At 67.6% G+C, this 18,836-nt stretch carries 18 protein-coding genes; 2 read left to right on the top strand and 16 right to left on the bottom strand.

The window, feature by feature from the left end; genetic code table 11:
* Nucleotide 1: 1 nt before the first annotated feature.
* From ASF00_RS13675 to ASF00_RS13600, 16 genes are all read right to left on the bottom strand, one after another.
* On the bottom strand, nt 2-964 hold the full coding sequence (locus ASF00_RS13675) for a cell division protein FtsQ/DivIB (RefSeq protein ID WP_055880039.1): 963 nt from the start codon (nt 962-964) through the stop codon (nt 2-4).
* Complete coding sequence (locus ASF00_RS13670; protein WP_055880035.1) at nt 961-1,899, bottom strand: D-alanine--D-alanine ligase; 939 nt, start codon at nt 1,897-1,899, stop codon at nt 961-963. Before ASF00_RS13670 ends, ASF00_RS13675 begins: the two co-directional genes overlap by 4 nt.
* Nucleotides 1,896-2,951 carry a UDP-N-acetylmuramate dehydrogenase gene (gene murB / locus ASF00_RS13665; RefSeq protein ID WP_235525823.1) on the bottom strand — a complete coding sequence of 352 codons (1,056 nt, stop codon included), beginning with the start codon at nt 2,949-2,951 and terminating at the stop codon, nt 1,896-1,898. The genes ASF00_RS13670 and murB overlap by 4 nt, the downstream gene beginning before the upstream one ends.
* A gap of 41 nt (nt 2,952-2,992) precedes the next feature.
* The gene (gene murC, locus ASF00_RS13660; protein ID WP_055880030.1) at nt 2,993-4,423 is read right to left on the bottom strand and encodes a UDP-N-acetylmuramate--L-alanine ligase; all 1,431 of its coding nucleotides are present in this window, start codon (nt 4,421-4,423) and stop codon (nt 2,993-2,995) included.
* A complete protein-coding gene (gene murG, locus ASF00_RS13655; protein WP_055880026.1) occupies nt 4,420-5,562 on the bottom strand; it encodes an undecaprenyldiphospho-muramoylpentapeptide beta-N-acetylglucosaminyltransferase in 1,143 nt (380 codons plus the stop codon). Before murG ends, murC begins: the two co-directional genes overlap by 4 nt.
* Nucleotides 5,559-6,740: an FtsW/RodA/SpoVE family cell cycle protein gene (locus tag ASF00_RS13650; RefSeq protein ID WP_156348374.1), complete on the bottom strand. Its 1,182-nt coding sequence runs from the start codon at nt 6,738-6,740 to the stop codon at nt 5,559-5,561. Before ASF00_RS13650 ends, murG begins: the two co-directional genes overlap by 4 nt.
* Before the next feature lie 65 nt (nt 6,741-6,805).
* Nucleotides 6,806-8,122, bottom strand: coding sequence for a UDP-N-acetylmuramoyl-L-alanine--D-glutamate ligase (gene murD / locus ASF00_RS13645; protein WP_055880023.1), 1,317 nt, complete (start codon nt 8,120-8,122; stop codon nt 6,806-6,808).
* Nucleotides 8,119-9,189, bottom strand: coding sequence for a phospho-N-acetylmuramoyl-pentapeptide-transferase (gene mraY, locus ASF00_RS13640; protein WP_055880020.1), 1,071 nt, complete (start codon nt 9,187-9,189; stop codon nt 8,119-8,121). Before mraY ends, murD begins: the two co-directional genes overlap by 4 nt.
* Nucleotides 9,190-10,569, bottom strand: coding sequence for a UDP-N-acetylmuramoyl-tripeptide--D-alanyl-D-alanine ligase (locus ASF00_RS13635; protein ID WP_055880018.1), 1,380 nt, complete (start codon nt 10,567-10,569; stop codon nt 9,190-9,192).
* A gap of 127 nt (nt 10,570-10,696) precedes the next feature.
* Nucleotides 10,697-12,112: a UDP-N-acetylmuramoyl-L-alanyl-D-glutamate--2,6-diaminopimelate ligase gene (locus ASF00_RS13630; RefSeq protein WP_055880014.1), complete on the bottom strand. Its 1,416-nt coding sequence runs from the start codon at nt 12,110-12,112 to the stop codon at nt 10,697-10,699.
* Between the two features lie 10 nt (nt 12,113-12,122).
* On the bottom strand, nt 12,123-13,841 hold the full coding sequence (locus ASF00_RS13625) for a peptidoglycan D,D-transpeptidase FtsI family protein (RefSeq protein ID WP_055880011.1): 1,719 nt from the start codon (nt 13,839-13,841) through the stop codon (nt 12,123-12,125).
* Nucleotides 13,838-14,533 (bottom strand): hypothetical protein, encoded by a 696-nt coding sequence (locus ASF00_RS13620; protein ID WP_055880008.1) that lies wholly within the window; start codon nt 14,531-14,533, stop codon nt 13,838-13,840. The genes ASF00_RS13625 and ASF00_RS13620 overlap by 4 nt, the downstream gene beginning before the upstream one ends.
* Entirely contained in the window at nt 14,530-15,480 is a 951-nt protein-coding gene (gene rsmH, locus ASF00_RS13615) for a 16S rRNA (cytosine(1402)-N(4))-methyltransferase RsmH (protein WP_055880004.1), read from the bottom strand. Before rsmH ends, ASF00_RS13620 begins: the two co-directional genes overlap by 4 nt.
* The gene (locus tag ASF00_RS13610; protein ID WP_235525821.1) at nt 15,477-16,004 is read right to left on the bottom strand and encodes a division/cell wall cluster transcriptional repressor MraZ; all 528 of its coding nucleotides are present in this window, start codon (nt 16,002-16,004) and stop codon (nt 15,477-15,479) included. Before ASF00_RS13610 ends, rsmH begins: the two co-directional genes overlap by 4 nt.
* 453 nt (nt 16,005-16,457) lie before the next feature.
* Complete coding sequence (locus tag ASF00_RS13605; protein WP_055880001.1) at nt 16,458-16,727, bottom strand: hypothetical protein; 270 nt, start codon at nt 16,725-16,727, stop codon at nt 16,458-16,460.
* A gap of 59 nt (nt 16,728-16,786) precedes the next feature.
* Nucleotides 16,787-17,755, bottom strand: a complete 969-nt coding sequence (locus ASF00_RS13600) for a cysteine synthase A (RefSeq protein ID WP_055879997.1) — start codon at nt 17,753-17,755, stop codon at nt 16,787-16,789.
* Nucleotides 17,756-18,121: 366 nt separating this feature from the next.
* Between ASF00_RS13600 and ASF00_RS18570 the strand changes: the two genes are divergently transcribed.
* A complete protein-coding gene (locus tag ASF00_RS18570; RefSeq protein WP_055879993.1) occupies nt 18,122-18,301 on the top strand; it encodes a hypothetical protein in 180 nt (59 codons plus the stop codon).
* Between the two features lie 124 nt (nt 18,302-18,425).
* Entirely contained in the window at nt 18,426-18,809 is a 384-nt protein-coding gene (locus ASF00_RS13590) for a hypothetical protein (protein ID WP_055879990.1), read from the top strand.
* The last annotated feature ends 27 nt before the right edge of the window (nt 18,810-18,836 follow it).

Raw genomic sequence — 18,836 nt, 5'->3', positions numbered from 1 at the left:
GTCATCCCTCCCCGCCCGTTACGTTCGCGCCCGCCGATTGCGACGGGGTAGTCGTAGTTTCGCCCGTTTCCGGCGCACTAGCTGGCGCCGGCACGTCGACACTGTGCGCCAAGCTCGCGCCCGGCTTGCGCGCGACCAGCTTGGTCGGGTCGCGCATGTCGAACCGGATCCAGCCGCGCCCCAGCAACGGCCGCGCCCCATCCAGCTCGGCAAACTTCACCAGCGCACGCGGCGCGCCGTCTTCGGGCAGCGCCAACGTCTCGCCGCTCTCGAACGTCAGGTCCCAGCGCCGATTGCCAACCCACGTCGCCGCCTTCACGCGCGGCTTCAGCGCCGGCGCCGCGGCGAGGAGCGTCTGGTACGACGCCTCCTGCCGATCCGCGCCCGGCCCGATCACCAGCGGCAGGTTCGGGATCGCCTCGGGCTGAACCGGCTCCAGCAGCACGCCCGACGAATCGATCAGCGTCAGCTGGCCATTGTCCTGCCACACCGCAGCCGGCGTCCGCTCGACGATATCGACCAGCATCGTGTTCGGCAGCCGCCGCGAGACGTGTGCGTCCGCGATCCAGCCATAGCGCAACAGCTTCTGCCGCACCGCCTCCAGATCGACCGACAGCATCGACGTCTGGTTCTGCTTGTCCTCCAGCGCGACCGCATAGACCGACATCCGGTCCATCCGCTTGAGGCCGGTCACCTCGATCTGCTCGACCTTGAAGCCCGCGCGCCCGGCGCCTTCGGCCACCGCCGCACCGATCATGCCCGGAATGCCGATCCACGTCGCCGCCGCGATCGCCACCGCACCGCCCGCACCCAGGATCGACCAGGTCGCGATCTTGCGCAGCGTGTCCTCGCTGACCGGGAGCATCCCAACCAGCCGGTCCATCGCCGACACCTTCTTGACCGCGACCTTACGCCGCGGGGCGGGCCGCTTGGGCGGCGGGCCGCGCTTGATCGTCCGGCTCATGGCGAAGGATTGTCCGCGATCGCCTCGTCGACGATCGCCTGCACCAGTTCGGCATAGCTCATGCCGATATGCCGCGCCTGTTCGGGAACGAGGCTCAGCGGAGTCATCCCCGGCTGCGTGTTCACCTCGAGCAGGAACAGCCCGTCGACACCGCGCTCGTCGTCCCAGCGGAAATCCGACCGCGACGCGCCCTTGCAGCCAAGCAACCGGTGCGCCTCAAGCGCGAGGCTCTTGCACGCCTTGGCAATCTCGTCGGGAATTTCCGCCGGGCAGACATGCTCGGTCATCCCGTCGGTATATTTCGACTCATAGTCGTACCAGCCCGTCTTGGGCTTCAACTCGGTGACGCCCAGCGCGTGGGTACCGAGCACCGCCGTCGTCAGCTCGCGCCCGCGAATATAGGGCTCGGCGAGCAGCTCCTCGAAATCGATCCACGGCCCGACGCTGTCGCGCGCGATCGGATTGCCGTAAGTGCTGCTATTGGTGACGATCGCGACGCCGACCGACGACCCTTCGTTGACCGGCTTCAGCACATAAGGCCGCGCCATCGGATCGCCCTCGAACAGCTCCGCCGACTTGACGATCCGCCCGCCCGGCATCGGGATGCCTGCGGGCACCAGCAGCAACTTGGTCAGCACCTTGTCGATCGCGATCACCGACGTCGCCAGCCCCGAATGCGTATAGCGCACCCCCATCAGGTCGAGCAGCCCCTGCACCGAGCCATCCTCGCCAGGCGTCCCATGCAGCGCGTTGAACACGAGATCGGGCTGAGCCTCAGCCAACCGGGCCGCGACGTCGCGCCCCATATCGATCCGCGTAACCCGGTGCCCGAGCGATTCGAGCGCATCGGCACAGCCATTGCCCGACATCAGCGAAACCTCACGCTCCGCCGACCAGCCGCCCATCAGCACCGCGATGTGAAGAGGCGCCGTCATGCCTCTCCTCCCGCATGCGGGAGGGGTTGATGCGAGATGCCGGTATCCAGACCGCCCTCCCCCGACCCCTCCCGCAAGCGGGAGGGGAGGTATTCACCCACCCGCTGGATTTCCCATTCCAACGTCACCCCAGAATGCGCCTTCACCTTGTCCCGTACCTCTTCACCCAGCGCCTCGATCTCCGCGCTCGACGCAGACCCGAGGTTCAGCAGGAAATTGCAATGCTTCTCGCTCACCTGCGCGTCGCCGCGCGTCAGCCCACGACACCCGGCCGCATCGATCAGCGCCCAGGCCTTGTGCCCCTCGGGATTCTTGAACGTCGATCCGCCGGTACGCGATCGCAGAGGCTGCGACGCCTCGCGCTCGGCGGCGATCCGGTGCATCTCCGCACCGATGACGCTAGGCTCGCCAGGCGTGCCCGAAAACACCGCCTCGACCACCACCGCCCCCGCCGGTAGGTCAGAATGCCGGTACACATAGCCGAACCGCGCCGCCGGCCACGTCTCGATCGCGCCGTCGCGCGTGACGACGGTCGCCTCGATCAGGATATCGCTGACGTCGCGCCCATAGGCCCCCGCGTTCATCCGAACAGCGCCGCCCACCGTCCCCGGAATGCCGCGCAAAAACTCGAGCCCGGCGATCCCCGCATCGCGCGCGGCGCTGGCGACGGTGATCCCCATCGCCCCCGCCCCGGCCCGAACGCGACCGTCCTGCACAGACACCTTCGCCATCGCCTTGGGCAGCCGGACGACGACCCCCGGCACGCCACCGTCCCGAACGATCAGATTTGAGCCGACGCCGACCGGCAGAACCGGCGTCGAAGGATCGAGCGTCTTCAACAACCCAGCCAGATCCTCGACATCCGCAGGCCGCACGAGCCACTCGGCCGCCCCACCGGTCCGAAACCAGATGAAGTCCGCCAGGCTGCCATTCGGAGTCAGAGACCCCCGCAAATCCTCCCCGGCACGGGGAGGGGGACCGCCGAAGGCGGTGGAGGGGGGCCCGCCCGAAACGGCACGCCCGTGGCCAGCCCCCTCCACCATGCCCTGCATGGTCCCCCTCCCCGTACCGGGGAGGATTTGTGCGCCATCACTCACGCCGACACCGTCGCACGCTCGACCGCGATCGCATCCGCCAGCCCGGCCGCCCACTTGGTAATGTCGCCCGCACCAAGACAAACCACCATGTCATCCGCCGCGATCGTCGCCGCCAGCTCGACCGCCAGCGCATCCGCATCCGCGACCACGCCCGCAAACCGGTGCCCGCGCCGCTTCAGCCCCTCGACCAGAGCCGCCGCATCGACGCCCTCGACCGGCGCCTCGCCCGCCGCATAGACCGGCGTCACCAGCACCCGGTCCGCGTCGTTGAACGCGGTCTGGAAATCCTCCATCAGATTGCCGAGCCGCGAATAACGATGCGGCTGCACGACCGCGATCACGCGCCCCTTCGCCCCCTCGCGCGCGGCGGCCAGCACCGCGCGGATCTCGACCGGGTGATGCCCGTAATCGTCGATGATCGCCACGCCGCCACCCTCGACCGGAACCTCGCCCACCTTGGTAAACCGCCGCTTCACGCCGCCGAACTTGGCAAAGCCCTGCTGGATCGTCGCATCCTCGATGCCGAGCTCCAGCGCGACGCCGATCGCGGCCAGCGCGTTCTGGACGTTATGCCGCCCGGGCATCGGCATCTCGATGCCGTGGATGGTCCGCGTCGCGCCGTCGCGCGTCCGCACCACGCAGTCGAAGCGGTTGCCGCCCGGGATCGGCGTCACCTCGACACCGCGGACATCCGCCTGCGCCGAAAAGCCATAGGTCACGATCCGCCGGTCGCGCACGCGCGGCAGGATCCCCTGAACCTCGGGATGATCGAGGCACAGCAACGCCGCGCCGTAGAAGGGCACGTTCTCGACGAACTCGACGAACGCATCCTTCACCGCGTCGAACGATCCGTAATGATCGAGATGCTCGGGATCGATGTTGGTGACGACCGCGATCGTCCCATCGAGCCGCAGAAAGCTGCCGTCGCTCTCGTCCGCCTCGACCACCATCCAGTCGCTCGCACCCAGTCGCGCGTTCGACCCGTAGGAGTTGATGATCCCGCCGTTGATGACGGTCGGGTCGACGCCACCGGCATCGAGCAACGCCGCCACCATCGACGTCGTCGTGGTCTTGCCGTGCGTCCCCGCCACGGCAACCGTCGACTTCAGCCGCATCAGCTCGGCAAGCATCTCCGCACGCCGCACCACGGGCACACGCGCGTTCAGCGCCGCCTCGACCTCGGGGTTCGATCGCACGATCGCGGTCGACACGACGACCACCGCGGCATCGCCGATATTGGCCGCGGCATGGCCGATCGCCACCGGGATCCCCTTGTCGCGCAACCCCTGCACGACATAGCCCTCGGCCACGTCCGACCCCTGCACACGGTAGCCGAGATTCTTCATCACCTCGGCGATGCCCGACATGCCGATCCCGCCGATGCCGACGAAATGGATCGTGCCGATATCCGTTGCGACACCCTTCATGCGAACTGCGCCTTTGGCTTGGACGGCGCACCGACCGGAATCCGCGACACGGGCGCGTCCAGGCTCTCGACCAGATCGGCCAGATCGCTCGCGGCATTGGGTCGACCGCAACTGCGCGCGCGTCCGGCCGCGTTCTGCAACGCGGCCGGGTCGAGCCCGAGTTTCTGCATCTGCTTTGCCAGTTCCACTGCGGTAAAGTCTCCCTGCGCGATCGTCCGCGCGCCGCCGGCCCGAGTCATCTCGCGCGCGTTCACGGTCTGGTGATCGTCGGTCGCGCTCGGCAACGGCACCAGGATCGCCGGACGTCCCGCCGCGGTCAGTTCCGAAATCGTCGACGCACCCGCGCGTGCGATCACAAGATGCGCCCAGGCGAGCTGTTCGGGCATATCGGGAAGATACGTAGCCAGCTCGGCCGGGATCTGATGCTCGGCATATTTCGCGCGCACCGCATCGATATCCTCGATCCGCGCCTGATGCGTCACCTGCAGCCGCCGCCGGAACGTGACGGGCAGCATCGCGAGGCCATCGGGCACCACCTGCGACAGGATGCTCGCGCCCTGGCTGCCGCCGGTCACAAGCACGCGGAAGATCCCGTCCTCCTCGAGCAGCGGATAGGGCCGCGATCGCAGCGCCAGCACCGCCTCGCGCACCGGATTGCCGACCAGATGCGTCTTGCCCAGCAGTTTGGCGGCGAGCCGCTCGGTCGGCTCGGACGAGGTCGCGATCGCATCGACGCGCCCCGCGACGAAGCGGTTGACGCGCCCCAGCACCGCATTCTGCTCATGCACCGCGGTCGGAATCTTGTTCGCAAACGCGGCCAGCAGCGCGGGCAGCGCCGGATAGCCGCCAAACCCGATCACCGCCGCCGGCTTGAACGTCGCGTACAGTTCGCGTGCCATCGCCCGCCCGCGCCACATCTCGCGCGTCGCCTTAGCCCAGCCGAGCGGCCCGCCGCTGAAGCGTCCTGCGGGCAGGACATGCGTCTGGATCTCGTCGAACAGCCCGGGAAAGCGGACGCCGCGCGCGTCGCTGACCAAGGCGACGCGGTGGCCGCGCTTGGTCAGTTCGGCTGCAAGCGCCGCCGCCGGGACCATGTGTCCCCCGGTGCCACCGGCTGCGAGGACATAATGCTTAGTCATTCACCACTCCAGCGGACGACATAGGGGCTCCGCGTGAGAAACGGATTGCGCCGGGTGAACGCCAGCAGCAACCCCATGCCGACCGAAAGCGCGATCATCGATGACCCGCCATAGCTGATGAACGGCAGCGTCATCCCCTTCGACGGCGCGAGCCCGGTGTTCACCGCCATGCTCACCAGCGCCTGCGCGCCGAACTGCGTGGCCAGCCCGGCCGACGCCAGCAGCTTGAATTCATCCTGTTCGTCCAGCAGCTTGACGAACACGCGCACGACGATCGCGAGGAAGATCACCGCGATTACCGAGCACGCGATCAGCCCGAATTCCTCGCCGATCACCGAGAAGATGTAATCGGTATGCGCCTCGGGCAGTCCGAACTTCGCCGCGCCCGCGCCGGGCCCGGTCCCGGACCAGCCCCCCGCGGTCAGCGTGTTATGCGCCGCGTTGGTCTGGAAATGATCGCCCGCGCCCTCGCCCTCGACGCCCGGAAACAGGAACGCGTCGATCCGCGATCGCGCCACGCCGTAGAACACATAGGCCGCGACCAGCCCTGCCGGCGCCATCGCGATCAGCCCGATCAGCACCTTGGCGGGCGTCCCGGCGATCATCAGCAGCGCCATCCACACCGAACAGAAGATGATCGTCTGGCCGAAATCGGGCTGCAGCATCAGCAGCACCGCGACGCCCGCGGTCATCGCGCCGGTAATCAGCACCGTCGGCAACTCCGAATCCTTCGCGCGCAACGACAACAGCCACGCGACCGTGACGATGAACAGCGGTTTCAGAAACTCGGACGGCTGGAACTGCGCAAAGCCGACGCCGAGCCAGCGCCGCGCGCCGTTCGCCTCGACGCCGATAAACGGCGTCACCATCAGCATCAGCACGAACAGCGCACACCCGCCGATCGCCATCCGCCGCGCCATCGACACGGGCATCATCGACACGCCGATCAACACCGGCAACGACACGCCGACCCACATCAGCTGCCGCCAGAAATAATAGAGCGGCGCGATCTTGTGATGCTCGCCCGAATAGCGGACCGCGCTCGCCGGCGACGCCGCCGCCACCGCGATCAGCCCGATCGCGATCAGGAACAGCGTCAGCAGCAGCAGCATCCGGTCGATATCCCAGAACCACGTGCCCAGCGGCGACTGATCGCCGCGCCCGCCACGCCGCTTCATCTTCGCGACGATCCCGTTCTTCTGTCCGGACACACCCATATCCATGGTTCCAGCGCGCAAATCGGTCATGCCAGCAACTCTACCGCGGCACGGAACGCCGCCCCGCGCGCTTCGTAATCGCGAAACTGGTCGAAGCTAGCACAAGCGGGGGATAACAACACCGTGTCGCCGGGCTTGGCGTTGGCGGCGGCGCTGCGGACTGCCGCGTCGAGCGTGCCGACATTCTCGACAGGCATCGAATCGTGCAAAATCTCCGCGAACATCGGTCCGGCCTCGCCGATCGTGTAGGCGCAGACGACATGCCCGAATGCGGGCCGGCACGCGTCGAGGTCGTCCCCCTTCGCGCGCCCGCCGACGATCCAGTGGACCCGCTCGAACGCGGCGAGCGCGGGCGCGGTGCTCTCGGGATTGGTTGCCTTGCTGTCGTCGACATAAGCGACGCCGCCATAGGACGCGATCTGCTGCATCCGGTGCGGCAGCCCCGTGAAGCTGGCGAGCCCGCGATCGATATCGACCTCGCTCACGCCCAGCGCCTTGGCGACAGCGATCGCGGCGAGCGCGTTCTGCGCGTTGTGCGGCCCCTGCAGCGCAGGCCAGTCGCCTTGGAACATGCACACGCCGGGCGCGGTCTTGGTCAGATGCTCAGCCCTGGCCGACAGCCCGCGCGCGATCGCGGCGGACGGCGCATCGCCGATCCCGATGATCGCGTCATGCCCGGCCGACTGCATCGCGAACAGCCGCGCCTTGGACGCCGCATAGCCCTCGAACCCGTCATACCGGTCGAGATGATCGGGCGTGATGTTGAGCAGCACCGCGACGTCGCAATCGAGCGTCTGCGTCAGGTCGATCTGGTAGCTCGACAGCTCGAGCACATAGACCCCGCCCTCGGCCAGCGCCTCCTGCTCGAGGATCGGCAACCCGATATTGCCGCCCATCAGCGTGGGAATGCCGGCAGTCTTGAGGATGTGGTGCACCAGCGCGGTCGTCGTCGACTTGCCGTTGGTCCCGGTGATCCCGACGACCTTGTGCGGCGGCAGGTCGGCACGCGCCTGCGCGAACAGCTCGATATCGCCAATGATGGCCGTGCCAGCCTCGCGCGCAACGGCGGCGAGCGGATGCGTATTCAGCGGCACCCCCGGCGACACGACCAAAGTGTCGAACCCTGCCAGATCGTCCAACGAATCAAACCGAACATCGACGTAGTCCAGATCGACCCACTGCTCCTGAACGCAGTCGGCCAGAGCCTCACGCTTGGCCTCGTCCGAATCCCACGCAACGACGCTCGCCCCACCAGCCACCAGCGCCCGCACCGTCGCCGCCCCCGACCGCGCGAGCCCCAGCACCGCATAGCGCTTCCCGCGCCAGGCCTTCGCGACGATCACCGCAGTTTCAACGTCGAGAGGCCGACCAGCGCCAGAACCAGCGCGATGATCCAGAAGCGGATCACGACGGTCGCCTCCGCCCAGCCGAGCTGTTCGAAATGATGGTGGATCGGCGCCATCCGGAACACGCGCTTGCCCGTGCGCTTGTAGAAGAACACCTGGATGATCACCGACAGCGCCTCGATCACGAACAGCCCGCCGATGATCCCCAGCACGATCTCGTGATGCGCGACGACCGCGATCGTCCCCAAGGCGCCGCCAAGGGCAAGACTCCCGGTATCGCCCATGAACACCGCCGCCGGCGGCGCATTGAACCACAGGAACGCAAGCCCCGCCCCCACGATCGCCCCGCAGAAGATCGCCAGTTCGCCCGCGCGCGGCACATGCGGGATGCCCAGATAATCGGCGAACTTCACGTTCCCGACCAAGTACACGATCACCATGAACGCGACGCTCGCGATGATCACCGGCATCGTCGCCAGCCCATCGAGCCCGTCCGTCAAATTCACCGCATTGCCGAACGACACGATCGTGAAGGCAGCGAACACCGGGAAGAACCAGCCGAGATCGAGGTACAGCCGCGACGTGAACGGCAGGTACAGATGCGGCCCGTTCTGCGACATGATGATCGTGGCCGCGATGCCAGCGATCGCGAATTCCAGCAGCAGCCGCGTCCGCCCGCTGATCCCCGCGGTGCTCGCCTTCCGCACCTTGTCATAGTCGTCCATGAATCCGATCGTCCCGAAGCCGAGCGTTACGAACAGGCACGCCCAGACATAGGGGTTGCTCAGGTCCATCCACAGGAAGATGGCAAGGCACATCGATGTCAGGATCATCAGCCCGCCCATCGTCGGCGTGCCGCGCTTGGCCAGATGCGATTGCGGGCCGTCGGCGCGGATCGGCTGGCCCTTGCCCTGCCGCACGCGCAACCAGCCGATGAACCTGGGCCCGATGATCAGGCCGATGATCAGCGCGGTCGCCACCGCACCGCCGGTCCGCACCGTCTGGTACCGGATAAGATTCAGCAGACCGGGAAACCCCAGATGCTCGGCGAGCCAGTACAGCATTCAGTTTTTCCCGCTCAAGAGACCTGCCACGACCCGAGCGAGCCCAACCCCGTTCGATCCCTTGACGAGCACGGCGTCGCCCGGCGCGACAAGCGTCCGTAGCGTAGCCAGCGCGGTCGCAGCGTCGCCCACATGGACGGTTTCGATCTGTCCCTCAAGCACCTGCGCAAGCGGTACCATCGCTTCACCGACCAACAGCGCCATTTCGACGCGCGCCGCCAGGATCGGTTCGGCAAGCCCGGCATGATAGTCCGCCGAGGCGTCGCCCAGTTCGCGCATCTCGCCGAGCACCGCGATATGTCGCCCCGCTTCGTGGCTCAGGACGCTGAGCGTCGCGCGCATCGACGACGGGTTCGCGTTGTAGCTCTCGTCGATCACCAGGATCTCGCCGTCGCCGACCGCGGCCATGGATCGGGCGCCGCGCCCCTGCAGCCCGCCGAGCTCGGCAAGCGCCAGCCCCGCGAGCCCGAGATCGCTCCCCGCCGCCTGCACGCACGCCAGCACGCCCAGCGCGTTCGACACCCAGTGCGCGCCCGGCTGCGCGATCGTGAAGCTCAGTTCGTGGTCCGCGGCCTGCCCCATCCGCGCGGTGACGAACGTCCCGCCCGTCGGCAGCCGCATCGCCTCGATCGCGCGCACGTCGGCCCCCTTTTCGCTGCCAAAGGTCACGACATGCGCGGCATGCGCCGCGGCATGGCCGAGCAGTCGGTCGCGATGCGGGCTGTCATAAGGCACGATCGCGGTGCCGCCCGGCATCAGCCCGGCGAAGATCTCGCCCTTGGCATCCGCGATCGCGCTCTCGTCGCGGAAGAAGGCGGTATGTGCAGGCGCGATCGCGGTGATCATCGCGATATGCGGCCGCACCAGCTGAGTCAGTTCGGCGAGTTCGCCGGCATGGTTCATCCCCATCTCGAACACGCCGAACGTCGTGTCCCGCGGCATCCGTGCGAGGCTCAGCGGCACGCCCGTATGGTTGTTGTAGCTCTTGACCGAGCGATGCACCGCGCCCGGCGCCGCCCGCTCGAGACACGCGAACAGCGCCTCCTTCGCGCTGGTCTTGCCGACCGATCCCGTGACGCCGATGATCGTCGCGCCACTGCGCGCGCGGCTCGCGGCGCCAAGCGCGTTGAGCGCGACGAAACTGTCCGCGACGAGGACATGCGGGTGGTCGCAAGGCTCCGACACGATCGCCCCCGCGGCACCCTGCGCAAACGCCTGGTCGACGAACAGGTGGCCGTCGCTCGCCTCGCCCTTCATCGCCACGAACAGATCGCCGGGCCCAACCTCGCGCGAATCAAACGCGACGCCAGAAACGGAGAAGTCCCCCGACGCCACACCGCCAGTGGCGGCGGCGATCTCGGCCGAAGTCCACAGACTCACTGCTCCCCTCCCGCTTGCGGGAGGGGTCGGGGGAGGGGCTGACCAAACAGGCCGGACGCCAGTACGTACGTCGCGCCCTCCCCTAGCCCCTCCCGCAAGCGGGAGGGGAATGAAGATCTAGCCCCCCTCACGCAACACACTCCCGCGCCACGCTCACGTCATCGAACGGCAGAACCATATCGCCGACGATCTGCCCCTGCTCATGCCCCTTGCCCGCAATCAGCACGATATCCTCAGGCCCAGCCTCGCGCACCGCGGCCGCGATCGCCGCGCGCCGGTCGCCGATCTCCTCGGCCCCGCGTGCGCCCTTCAGCACGTCGTTCCGGATCGCGCGCGCATCCTCGGTCCGCGGATTGTCGTCGGTCACGATCACGCGGTCGGCATGCTGCACCGCCACCTGCCCCATCGTCTCGCGCTTGCCCGTATCGCGGTCGCCGCCCGCGCCGAACACGACAATCAGCTTGCCGCCCGCATGCGGCTTCAGCGCGGCGATCGCGGCCTCCAGCGCGTCGGGCGTATGCGCGTAATCGACATAGACCGGCGCGCCCGACTTCGCGATCACCGCGCGCTCGAGCCGCCCGCGCACCGGCTGCAACCGCGCCAGGTTCGCGATCGTCGCGGCCACATCGCCGCCCGTCGCGATCACCAGCCCCGCGGACACAAGCGCGTTCGCCGCCTGATACGCCCCGATCAGCGGCAGCGTCACCTTGTACGTCCGCCCCTCGGCCTCGATCGTCAGCCCCTGCCCCAGCAGCGTCGGATCGCGTCCCACCAGCCGCAGCGTCTCGCCCTGCGTGCCGACCGTCATCAGCCGGTTGCCGCGTTCGCGCGCCAGGTCGATCACGCGCGCCGCCTGCGGATCATCCGCCCACACCACCGCGGTGCCATCGGTCGACAGCACTTCGGAGAACAACCGGATCTTGGCGGTGAAATACGCCGCCATGTCGCCATGATAGTCGAGGTGATCGCGGCTGAGGTTCGTGAATGCCGCCGCGGCCACCTTCAGCCCCTCGGTCCGGTACTGCGTCAGCCCGTGGCTCGACGCCTCGAACGCCAGATGCGTCACGCCCTCGCGCGCCAGCCCCGCGACGTTCGACAGGAACGTCACCACGTCGGGAGTCGTCAGCCCGGTCGTCACGCGCTCGTCGGCGGTCGTGACGCCCAGCGTGCCGATCGACGCCGCATGAAAGCCCGCCATCCGCCACAGCTGCCGGGTCATCTCGACGCACGACGTCTTCCCGTTGGTCCCGGTGATCGCCACGGACGTCTCGGGAAACGGCGCGAAGAACTTAGCCGCCAGCTGCGCGAACCGCTCGCGCGGGCTGTCGTCGGCGATATAGGCGGCACCCTCGACGGTCAGCCCGGGCCGCGCGACCACCGCGATCGCGCCCGAGCGGATCGCGTCGGCGATATAGTCTTCGCCGTTGACGCGCGCACCTTCGAACGCGCCGAATACCGTACCCGGCGCAACCTTGCGGTGATCGATCGCGAACCCCGTCACCTGCGCCTCTTCCGTCCCGTCGGTCAGCGCTGACAGCTTCATCTGGTCGTCCTCATTGCCCGGTTGGCTGCGTGCGGGTCGGGTCCTGCCACAAAGTCGGCACGATGTCAGACACGTCGATGTCGCGGTGCGCATCGGGCACCACGCCCAGCATCGCGCCGACGCGCGAGATCGTCCGGCCCACCACCGGCGCGGTGTTCCACGCCGCGGTCTTCCACCCGCCGGTTTCCTTCGTGCCGAGCGGCGAATCGAGCATCGCCAGCACTACGTACCGCGGCGCATCCATCGGGAACGCGGCGGCAAACGTCGCCACGTTGCGCGAATGGTCATAGCCGCCCGACACCGCCGCCTCGGCCGTGCCGGTCTTGCCGCCGACGCGGTAGCCCGGCGCATCGCCCTTGCGCCCCGTGCCGCGCTGCACGATCAGCCGCAGCATCTGCCGCATCCGTGCGCTCGTCTGCTCGCTGATCACGCGACGCCCGACCGGCGCATGCCCCGGCGCGACCTTGAGCAACGTCGCCGGCCGCCAGATCCCGCCATTGACCAACGCCGCATAGGCGCTGGCGAGATGCAGCGGGGTCACCGCGATGCCGTGGCCATAGGCGGTCGTCATCGTCGTCGTGCGCGCCCAGTATTTCGGCCACAACGGGCGGCCCTTCTCGCGCAGCTCGATATCGGGCTTGGTATCGAAGCCCAGTTTCTTGAACATCGTCTGCATCCGCGCCGGCCCGACCTCGTCGGCGACGCGCGCAGTGGCGATGTTCGACGAATAGATCAGCGTCTCGGCCATGTTCAGCCAGCGCTTGGGGTCGCCCCGCTCGTCATGGATCGTGAAGCGGCCGACCTGCAGCGGGTGCGTCGCATCGAACCGCCGCGCGAACGACGTGACGACGCCGGTATCCATCGCGGTCGCCATCGTGATCGGCTTGAACGTCGATCCCAGCTCGAACACGCTCTGCGTCGTGACGTTGCGCAGTTCCTCGCTACCCGCCATCCCGACGCGATTGGGGTTAAAGGTCGGCAGCGAGACCATCGCGATCACCTCGCCCGTCGCCACGTCGAGCACGATCCCACCCGCGCCACGCGCCGAGAAGGTCGTCATCGCGCGGCCAAGCTCGCTCTCCATCGCCGCCTGGACTCGGTTGTCGAGCGACAGCGCAACCGGCGTGCCGTTGAGCGCCGGATTGGTCAGCCGCTCGTCGAGCACGCGCTCCATCCCGCTCATCCCGTGCCCCGCAGTCGACAGGAAGCCCAGCGCATGCGCCGCCATCGTCGATTGCGGATACAGGCGCTGCGTGTCGCGGTCGAACACGATCGCGGGCTCGCCGATCGCATTGACCTGCTCGACGAGCGCGGGCGACGCGCGCCGCTGCAGATAGATGAAGCTCTTGCCCGACGTCAGCAGCGCATAATAATGCGCCTGGTCGCCCGCCTCGGGCATCAGCGCGGCCAGCTTGCTCGCGACCTCGGTCGGATCGCCGATCAGCTTCTTGGGGTGGACCGCGATCGTCCATGCATCGATCGTCCGCGCCAGCGGCGCGCCGTTGCGATCGACGATGTCGCCGCGCGCCGCGATCGTCGCCGCCCGCGCCTGCGGATCGGCGAGCGACGCCTGCACCGCCAGCATCCCCAGCCGCCCGATCACCACCAGCACCGCCGCGCCGAACAGGAACATCAGCATCATCAGGCGCGTGTGCGCGGTCGCCACCAGCGCGTGACGCTGGTTGGCGCTACGATGTTGCGCGACAGGCCGGGCGACCAAGGCCGTCACCGCCGCCGGCCGCTCTCGGAGCGCGCACCGCTCATGATGTCACCCAGAGTCGTATCGGACAGCAGCTTGCGGTCGAGCATCGCGACCGCCTGCGGCCGGACCTTGGCGACGGCCGCGAGACGATCGGTCTTGGCGGCGCGGACGAGCGCTGCCTCGGTCGACCGCGGCGTCGCCACCGACGCACGGATCACCACCGGCTTCAGCGCGGTCTTCGATGCGGCCTGGATCGCGACGTTCATCGCGCGCGGCGCGCTCGCCTGCGCCATCTGGACCGGCGCGGGCGCGAGCTTCACGACGGCGGGCGCCGCGGTCACCGGAACGACCGGCGTGGACACGACCGACCCGGCCCCCGACGGCACCAGCAGCGCGGCGGTCTGGACCCCGTCCGCGCGCAGGCTGTCGACGTCGAGCGCCGCGAGCGCGGCCTCGCTTACCACGAACTGGCCCGCGGTCGGCGCCGACAGCGCCAGCGTGTCGCCGTTCCAGCGTTCGAGCTGCGCGAGGTTGCCGCGCGTGTCGAACTCGGTCTCCAACGCGCGGATATCGCGCTCGGCTGACCGGATCTGACCATTGACCGCCTCCAGCTTCTTGCGCTCGGCGGCAACCTGCAGCGACACGAGGTAGAAACCGAGCACGACGGCGACACAGCCCCCGAACCAGCCCACACCCTTCATCCGATACGCCGCCGTCATGTCGTCACCTCTTCCGTCCAGGGTTGCGCGGAGGTCCGCCGCGCCGTCCGTAATGTCGCCGAGCGCGCGCGCGGATTGCGTGCGACCTCGGCCTCGCCGGCGCGAACACCGCGGCCGACATGAGAAAAACTAGGTTCCGCAACGGCTTTCACCTGCGGAAGATGACGGGAACCTGAAGGCGAGCCTCCGGAACGGGTGCGCAGGAAGCGCTTCACCATCCGGTCCTCGAGGCTGTGGAAAGTCACGATCGCGAGCCGGCCACCGGGCTTCAGCACGCGTTCGGCGGCCAGCAATCCGTCCGCCAATTCGCCCAGCTCGCGGTTCACGTGGATGCGGATCGCCTGGAACGCGCGCGTCGCGGGGTCCTTCTTGTCGTGCGCCTTGTAGCCGAGCGCGCGGCGGACGATGTGCGCCAGCTCGCCGGTCCGCGTCAGCGGGCGTGCCGCGACGATCGCGCGCGCCACGCGCCGCGACTTGGGCTCGTCGCCATACTGATACAGCACGTCGGCGATCTCGTTCTCGTCCGCCTCGTTGACGAAGTCCGCCGCCGACATGCCGGCCTGCGCCATCCGCATGTCGAGCGGGCCGTCCGACTGGAACGAGAAGCCGCGCTCCGCCTGATCGAGCTGCATCGACGACACGCCGATGTCGAGCGTCACGCCATCGACCGGCGCCAACCCGCGCGTCTCGAGCTCGGACGCCATCGCCGAGAAGTCCGCGGCGATCAGCGTCAGCCCGTCTTCGGCCTCCTCGATTCCGCGGCCGGCGGCGATCGCATCGGGATCGCGATCGAACGCGACGACGCGAGCACCGGACTTCAACAACGCCAGTGTATAGCCGCCCGCGCCGAACGTGCCGTCGACCATCGTCTCACCGGGCTCGGGGGCGAGCGCGGCCAGGACTTCGTCGAGCAGGACGGGGATATGCGGCGCGTCGGGACCGCTCACAGCTGGATCCCCTTCTCGGCCATGTAGAAGCGCGCCATTTCCTTGACGACGGGGGGCATGCCGTCGGTGGCGATCAGCGTCGCGGGGTCCCAGATCTCGATATAGTCGAGCACGCCATAGAAGAACGCATGGCCCTTGATGCCTGCATAGAAGCGCGGGAACGCGGGCATGATGAAGCGACCGGAGCCGTCGAAGGGGACGGCTTCGCCCGATGCCGCGGCGCGCTTGATGTTGTAATCATACTCGCCGTTCTCGGACGTATTCTCGGATTCGCGGCGGTCGAGGCGCTCGGCGAGGATGTCGACATAGCCCGGATCATACGCCACCAGGCAGCGATTCTTCTGATGCGCGCCGATGATGATGGTCCCGCCGTCCTTGCCGTTCGCCTTGGGCGCATTTGCGGAAAGGGTCGTGCGAAGCGCCGAAGGGATGGCTACCCGGCCCTTGTCGTCGACAAGGCCGATACCGTCTCCCTGATAGCGACCCCGTACCGACACGCCAAAACCCTTCGAAATGGCGCACACGCCTCACCATCTCGGACCACGGCCCTCGCCGCGATCCGACCGCGCTAACAGCTAACGGTGAACGTGCCCCTGTATTAACCTCCATCTACCATAGAGGTCCGGGGACGCAACGGGATTTTTGGGGATTTCGGGTTTTTGCGACGAGTTTCGCGCGTCGGTTCGGAGCGAATTGCGAGCAGATCGGATTTTATCGGCGCATCAACGGGGATCTGAATGCGGGAAATCTGGGGATAGGCCCATATCTTCACCAGCTGGCGCCCGTGGACGTCATCCGCGGCTGTATCGAGCAGACTCACCTTCGATGCCGTCGATGTCCTCACCTTGTCGATACTGTCATTTTGGCGACAGCCGGGACTTTGTGCAAGGATATGAGGCACATCCCTCCAACGGGCCCTGCGCTTTGGTTAATTGAATGGAGAAGCCGGACACGAGCTCACGACGAGGACGGATTACCTACGGTGCGGGTGCCTGGGAATTGGCGCTCGGCGCCACGCCCATCTCGGCCAGCGGCTCTCCCGCGCTCTTGGCATCGATGACGTTCGAAACTCCCATGTTCGCGACCACGTCCGCCTGCGCAGCGCCGGCGGTCGCGACTGGCCGCTCGCGGCTCGCCGAACCGATGATCGCGCTGGCCAATCCGATCAGCAGCACGACCGCGGCGAGGCCGATCATGCCGACCTTGATGCGCTGCAGGCTTTGCGAGGGTTCATGGTGTAACTTCATCTTGCCGCGCCAAGATACCTGACCACCGCGCCTCTGTCGATTCCCGCTCATGCCGCCACTCAACCAAGCCCCTTCGCCGCGCGCCACGTCGGGTCGTACAGCGTCGAGAGATAGCGAAATCCGGTATCGCACAGGATCGTCGCGATGCGCTTGCCGGGCCCGAGATGCTTCGCCAACGCCACCGCCCCGGCGACGTTGATCCCCGACGACAACCCGAGACACAGGCCCTCCTCGTCGAGCAGGCGACGGACCCAGGCATAGCCTTCCTGGTCAGAAATCCGGAACTGCGTGTCAATCGGCGCGCCCTCCAGGTTGGCGGTGATCCGGCCCTGCCCGATCCCCTCGGCAGCCGACGATCCCTCGGACTTCAGCTCGCCATGCGCGTAATAGTTATACAGCGCGGCACCATGCGGATCGCTCAGCGCGATACAGACAGCCTCGTCCTTCGCCTTCAGCCCGAGACCGACGCCAGCGATCGTCCCGCCGGTCCCCGCCGCGCAGGTGAAGCCGTCGATCCGTCCGTCCATCTGCGCCCAGATTTCCTCGGCGGTGCCGACGATGTGCGCGCGGCGATTGGCGATGTTATCGAACTGATTGGCCCAGATCGCGCCCGGCGTCTCCTCGGCAATCCGCCGCGAGGTATGGACGAAATGGCATGGCGACGAGAAGGCGGCGGCCGGCACCAGCACCAGTTCGGCGCCCAGCGCGCGAAGCGTGTCCATCTTCTCGCGGCTCTGCGTCTCGGGCATGACAATGATCGTCTTGTAGCCCTTCGCGTTGGCGACCAAGGCCAAGCCGATCCCGGTATTGCCCGCAGTCCCCTCGACGATCGTGCCGCCGGACTGGAGCAAACCGCGTTGCTCGGCATCCTCGACGATGAACAACGCCGCGCGATCCTTCACCGACGCGCCGGGGTTCGCATATTCGCACTTGCCGAAGATATCGCAGCCCGTCGCGTCGCTGGGACCTTTCAGGCGGACAAGCGGCGTGTTGCCGATCAGGGCGAGCGTGTCGGATATAGTGTGCATCGCGGCTATGTGGCCTCGCAGACCGCACCGGGCAAGCGAGCGAAACTTTGTCACGCCCAAATCGCCCGCTGCGCGCGAAGCTCGGTTCCTCCGTCGCCATCAATAACCGCCTACCAATACCGGCGCGGCATCACGCAGTTTTGCCCTCGCTTCGCCTTGCCCCGAAAGTGTCTCGCCTCACCGGTTTGCAGGTATTCCTATTTGCCCCGGCTTTTTCCGCGTGACAGCGTGGCTCATCTTGTGAGAGGCAACGGCAGCATGAGACTGGCCAGAGTTACCACGCTTATCACGACGTCTGCGCTGTCGGTATCGCCTGCCATGGCGGCGCCGTCCGCGACTGCGCCTCGGACGACAGCTAGCGCATCAGTGAGCCAGTCGGCGGCGCGGCTGTCGCTCGCGAAATCGATCCGCACCGGCGGACAGGCGACGTCGCGCGACAGGCTGGCGGGCGGCGGTGGTTTCGTCGTCGCGATTCTCGCCGCTGCCGCGATCATCGCCGGCATCGTCATCGTGACGGAGAGCGACGACACGGCCGACAGCAAGTAGTCGGTCGCGTATCCGACGTGCAGAACGGTTCGTCATGCTCACACACCCGCCGGGCGAACGCCGCATGAATGAAAGGCCATAGTCCTTGACGCTCCATGCTGCATGCGCGAAGCGAGGTTCCGCTATGAAAATCCTCCCCCTCTCCGCCGCCGCCGCGCTGCTCGTGCTGGCCGCCTGCAACTCCAAGCCTGCTTCGCCCGAGGTGGTCGACACCAATCCGGATCCGATGGCGAACACGCTCGCCAACGCAGCGCCGGTCGAACTGCCGCCTTCGATCAAGTCCGAGGCCACGCTGCGCTGCAAGGACAACAGCCTGCTCTACGTGACGTTCTTCCAGGGCGACAAGCAGGCCGTCGTCCGCACCAAGAAGGACGGTACCGCGACGACGCTCAAGTCGGACGTCGCCGGCGCGCCGAAGACCGCCGAGGGCGGCTGGTCGATGACCGGCACCGAGACGAGCGTGACTTTGACCGCGCCGGGCAAGTCGGCACAGATCTGCCACGCGTAAGCGGACCCGCACCGCGTCGAGCATCGA

Source organism: Sphingomonas sp. Leaf34 (genome assembly GCF_001421805.1).
GTDB lineage: Bacteria > Pseudomonadota > Alphaproteobacteria > Sphingomonadales > Sphingomonadaceae > Sphingomonas.
Note: the sequence above shows the minus strand (reverse complement) of the source record. Positions and strands in the feature narration are given on the sequence as shown.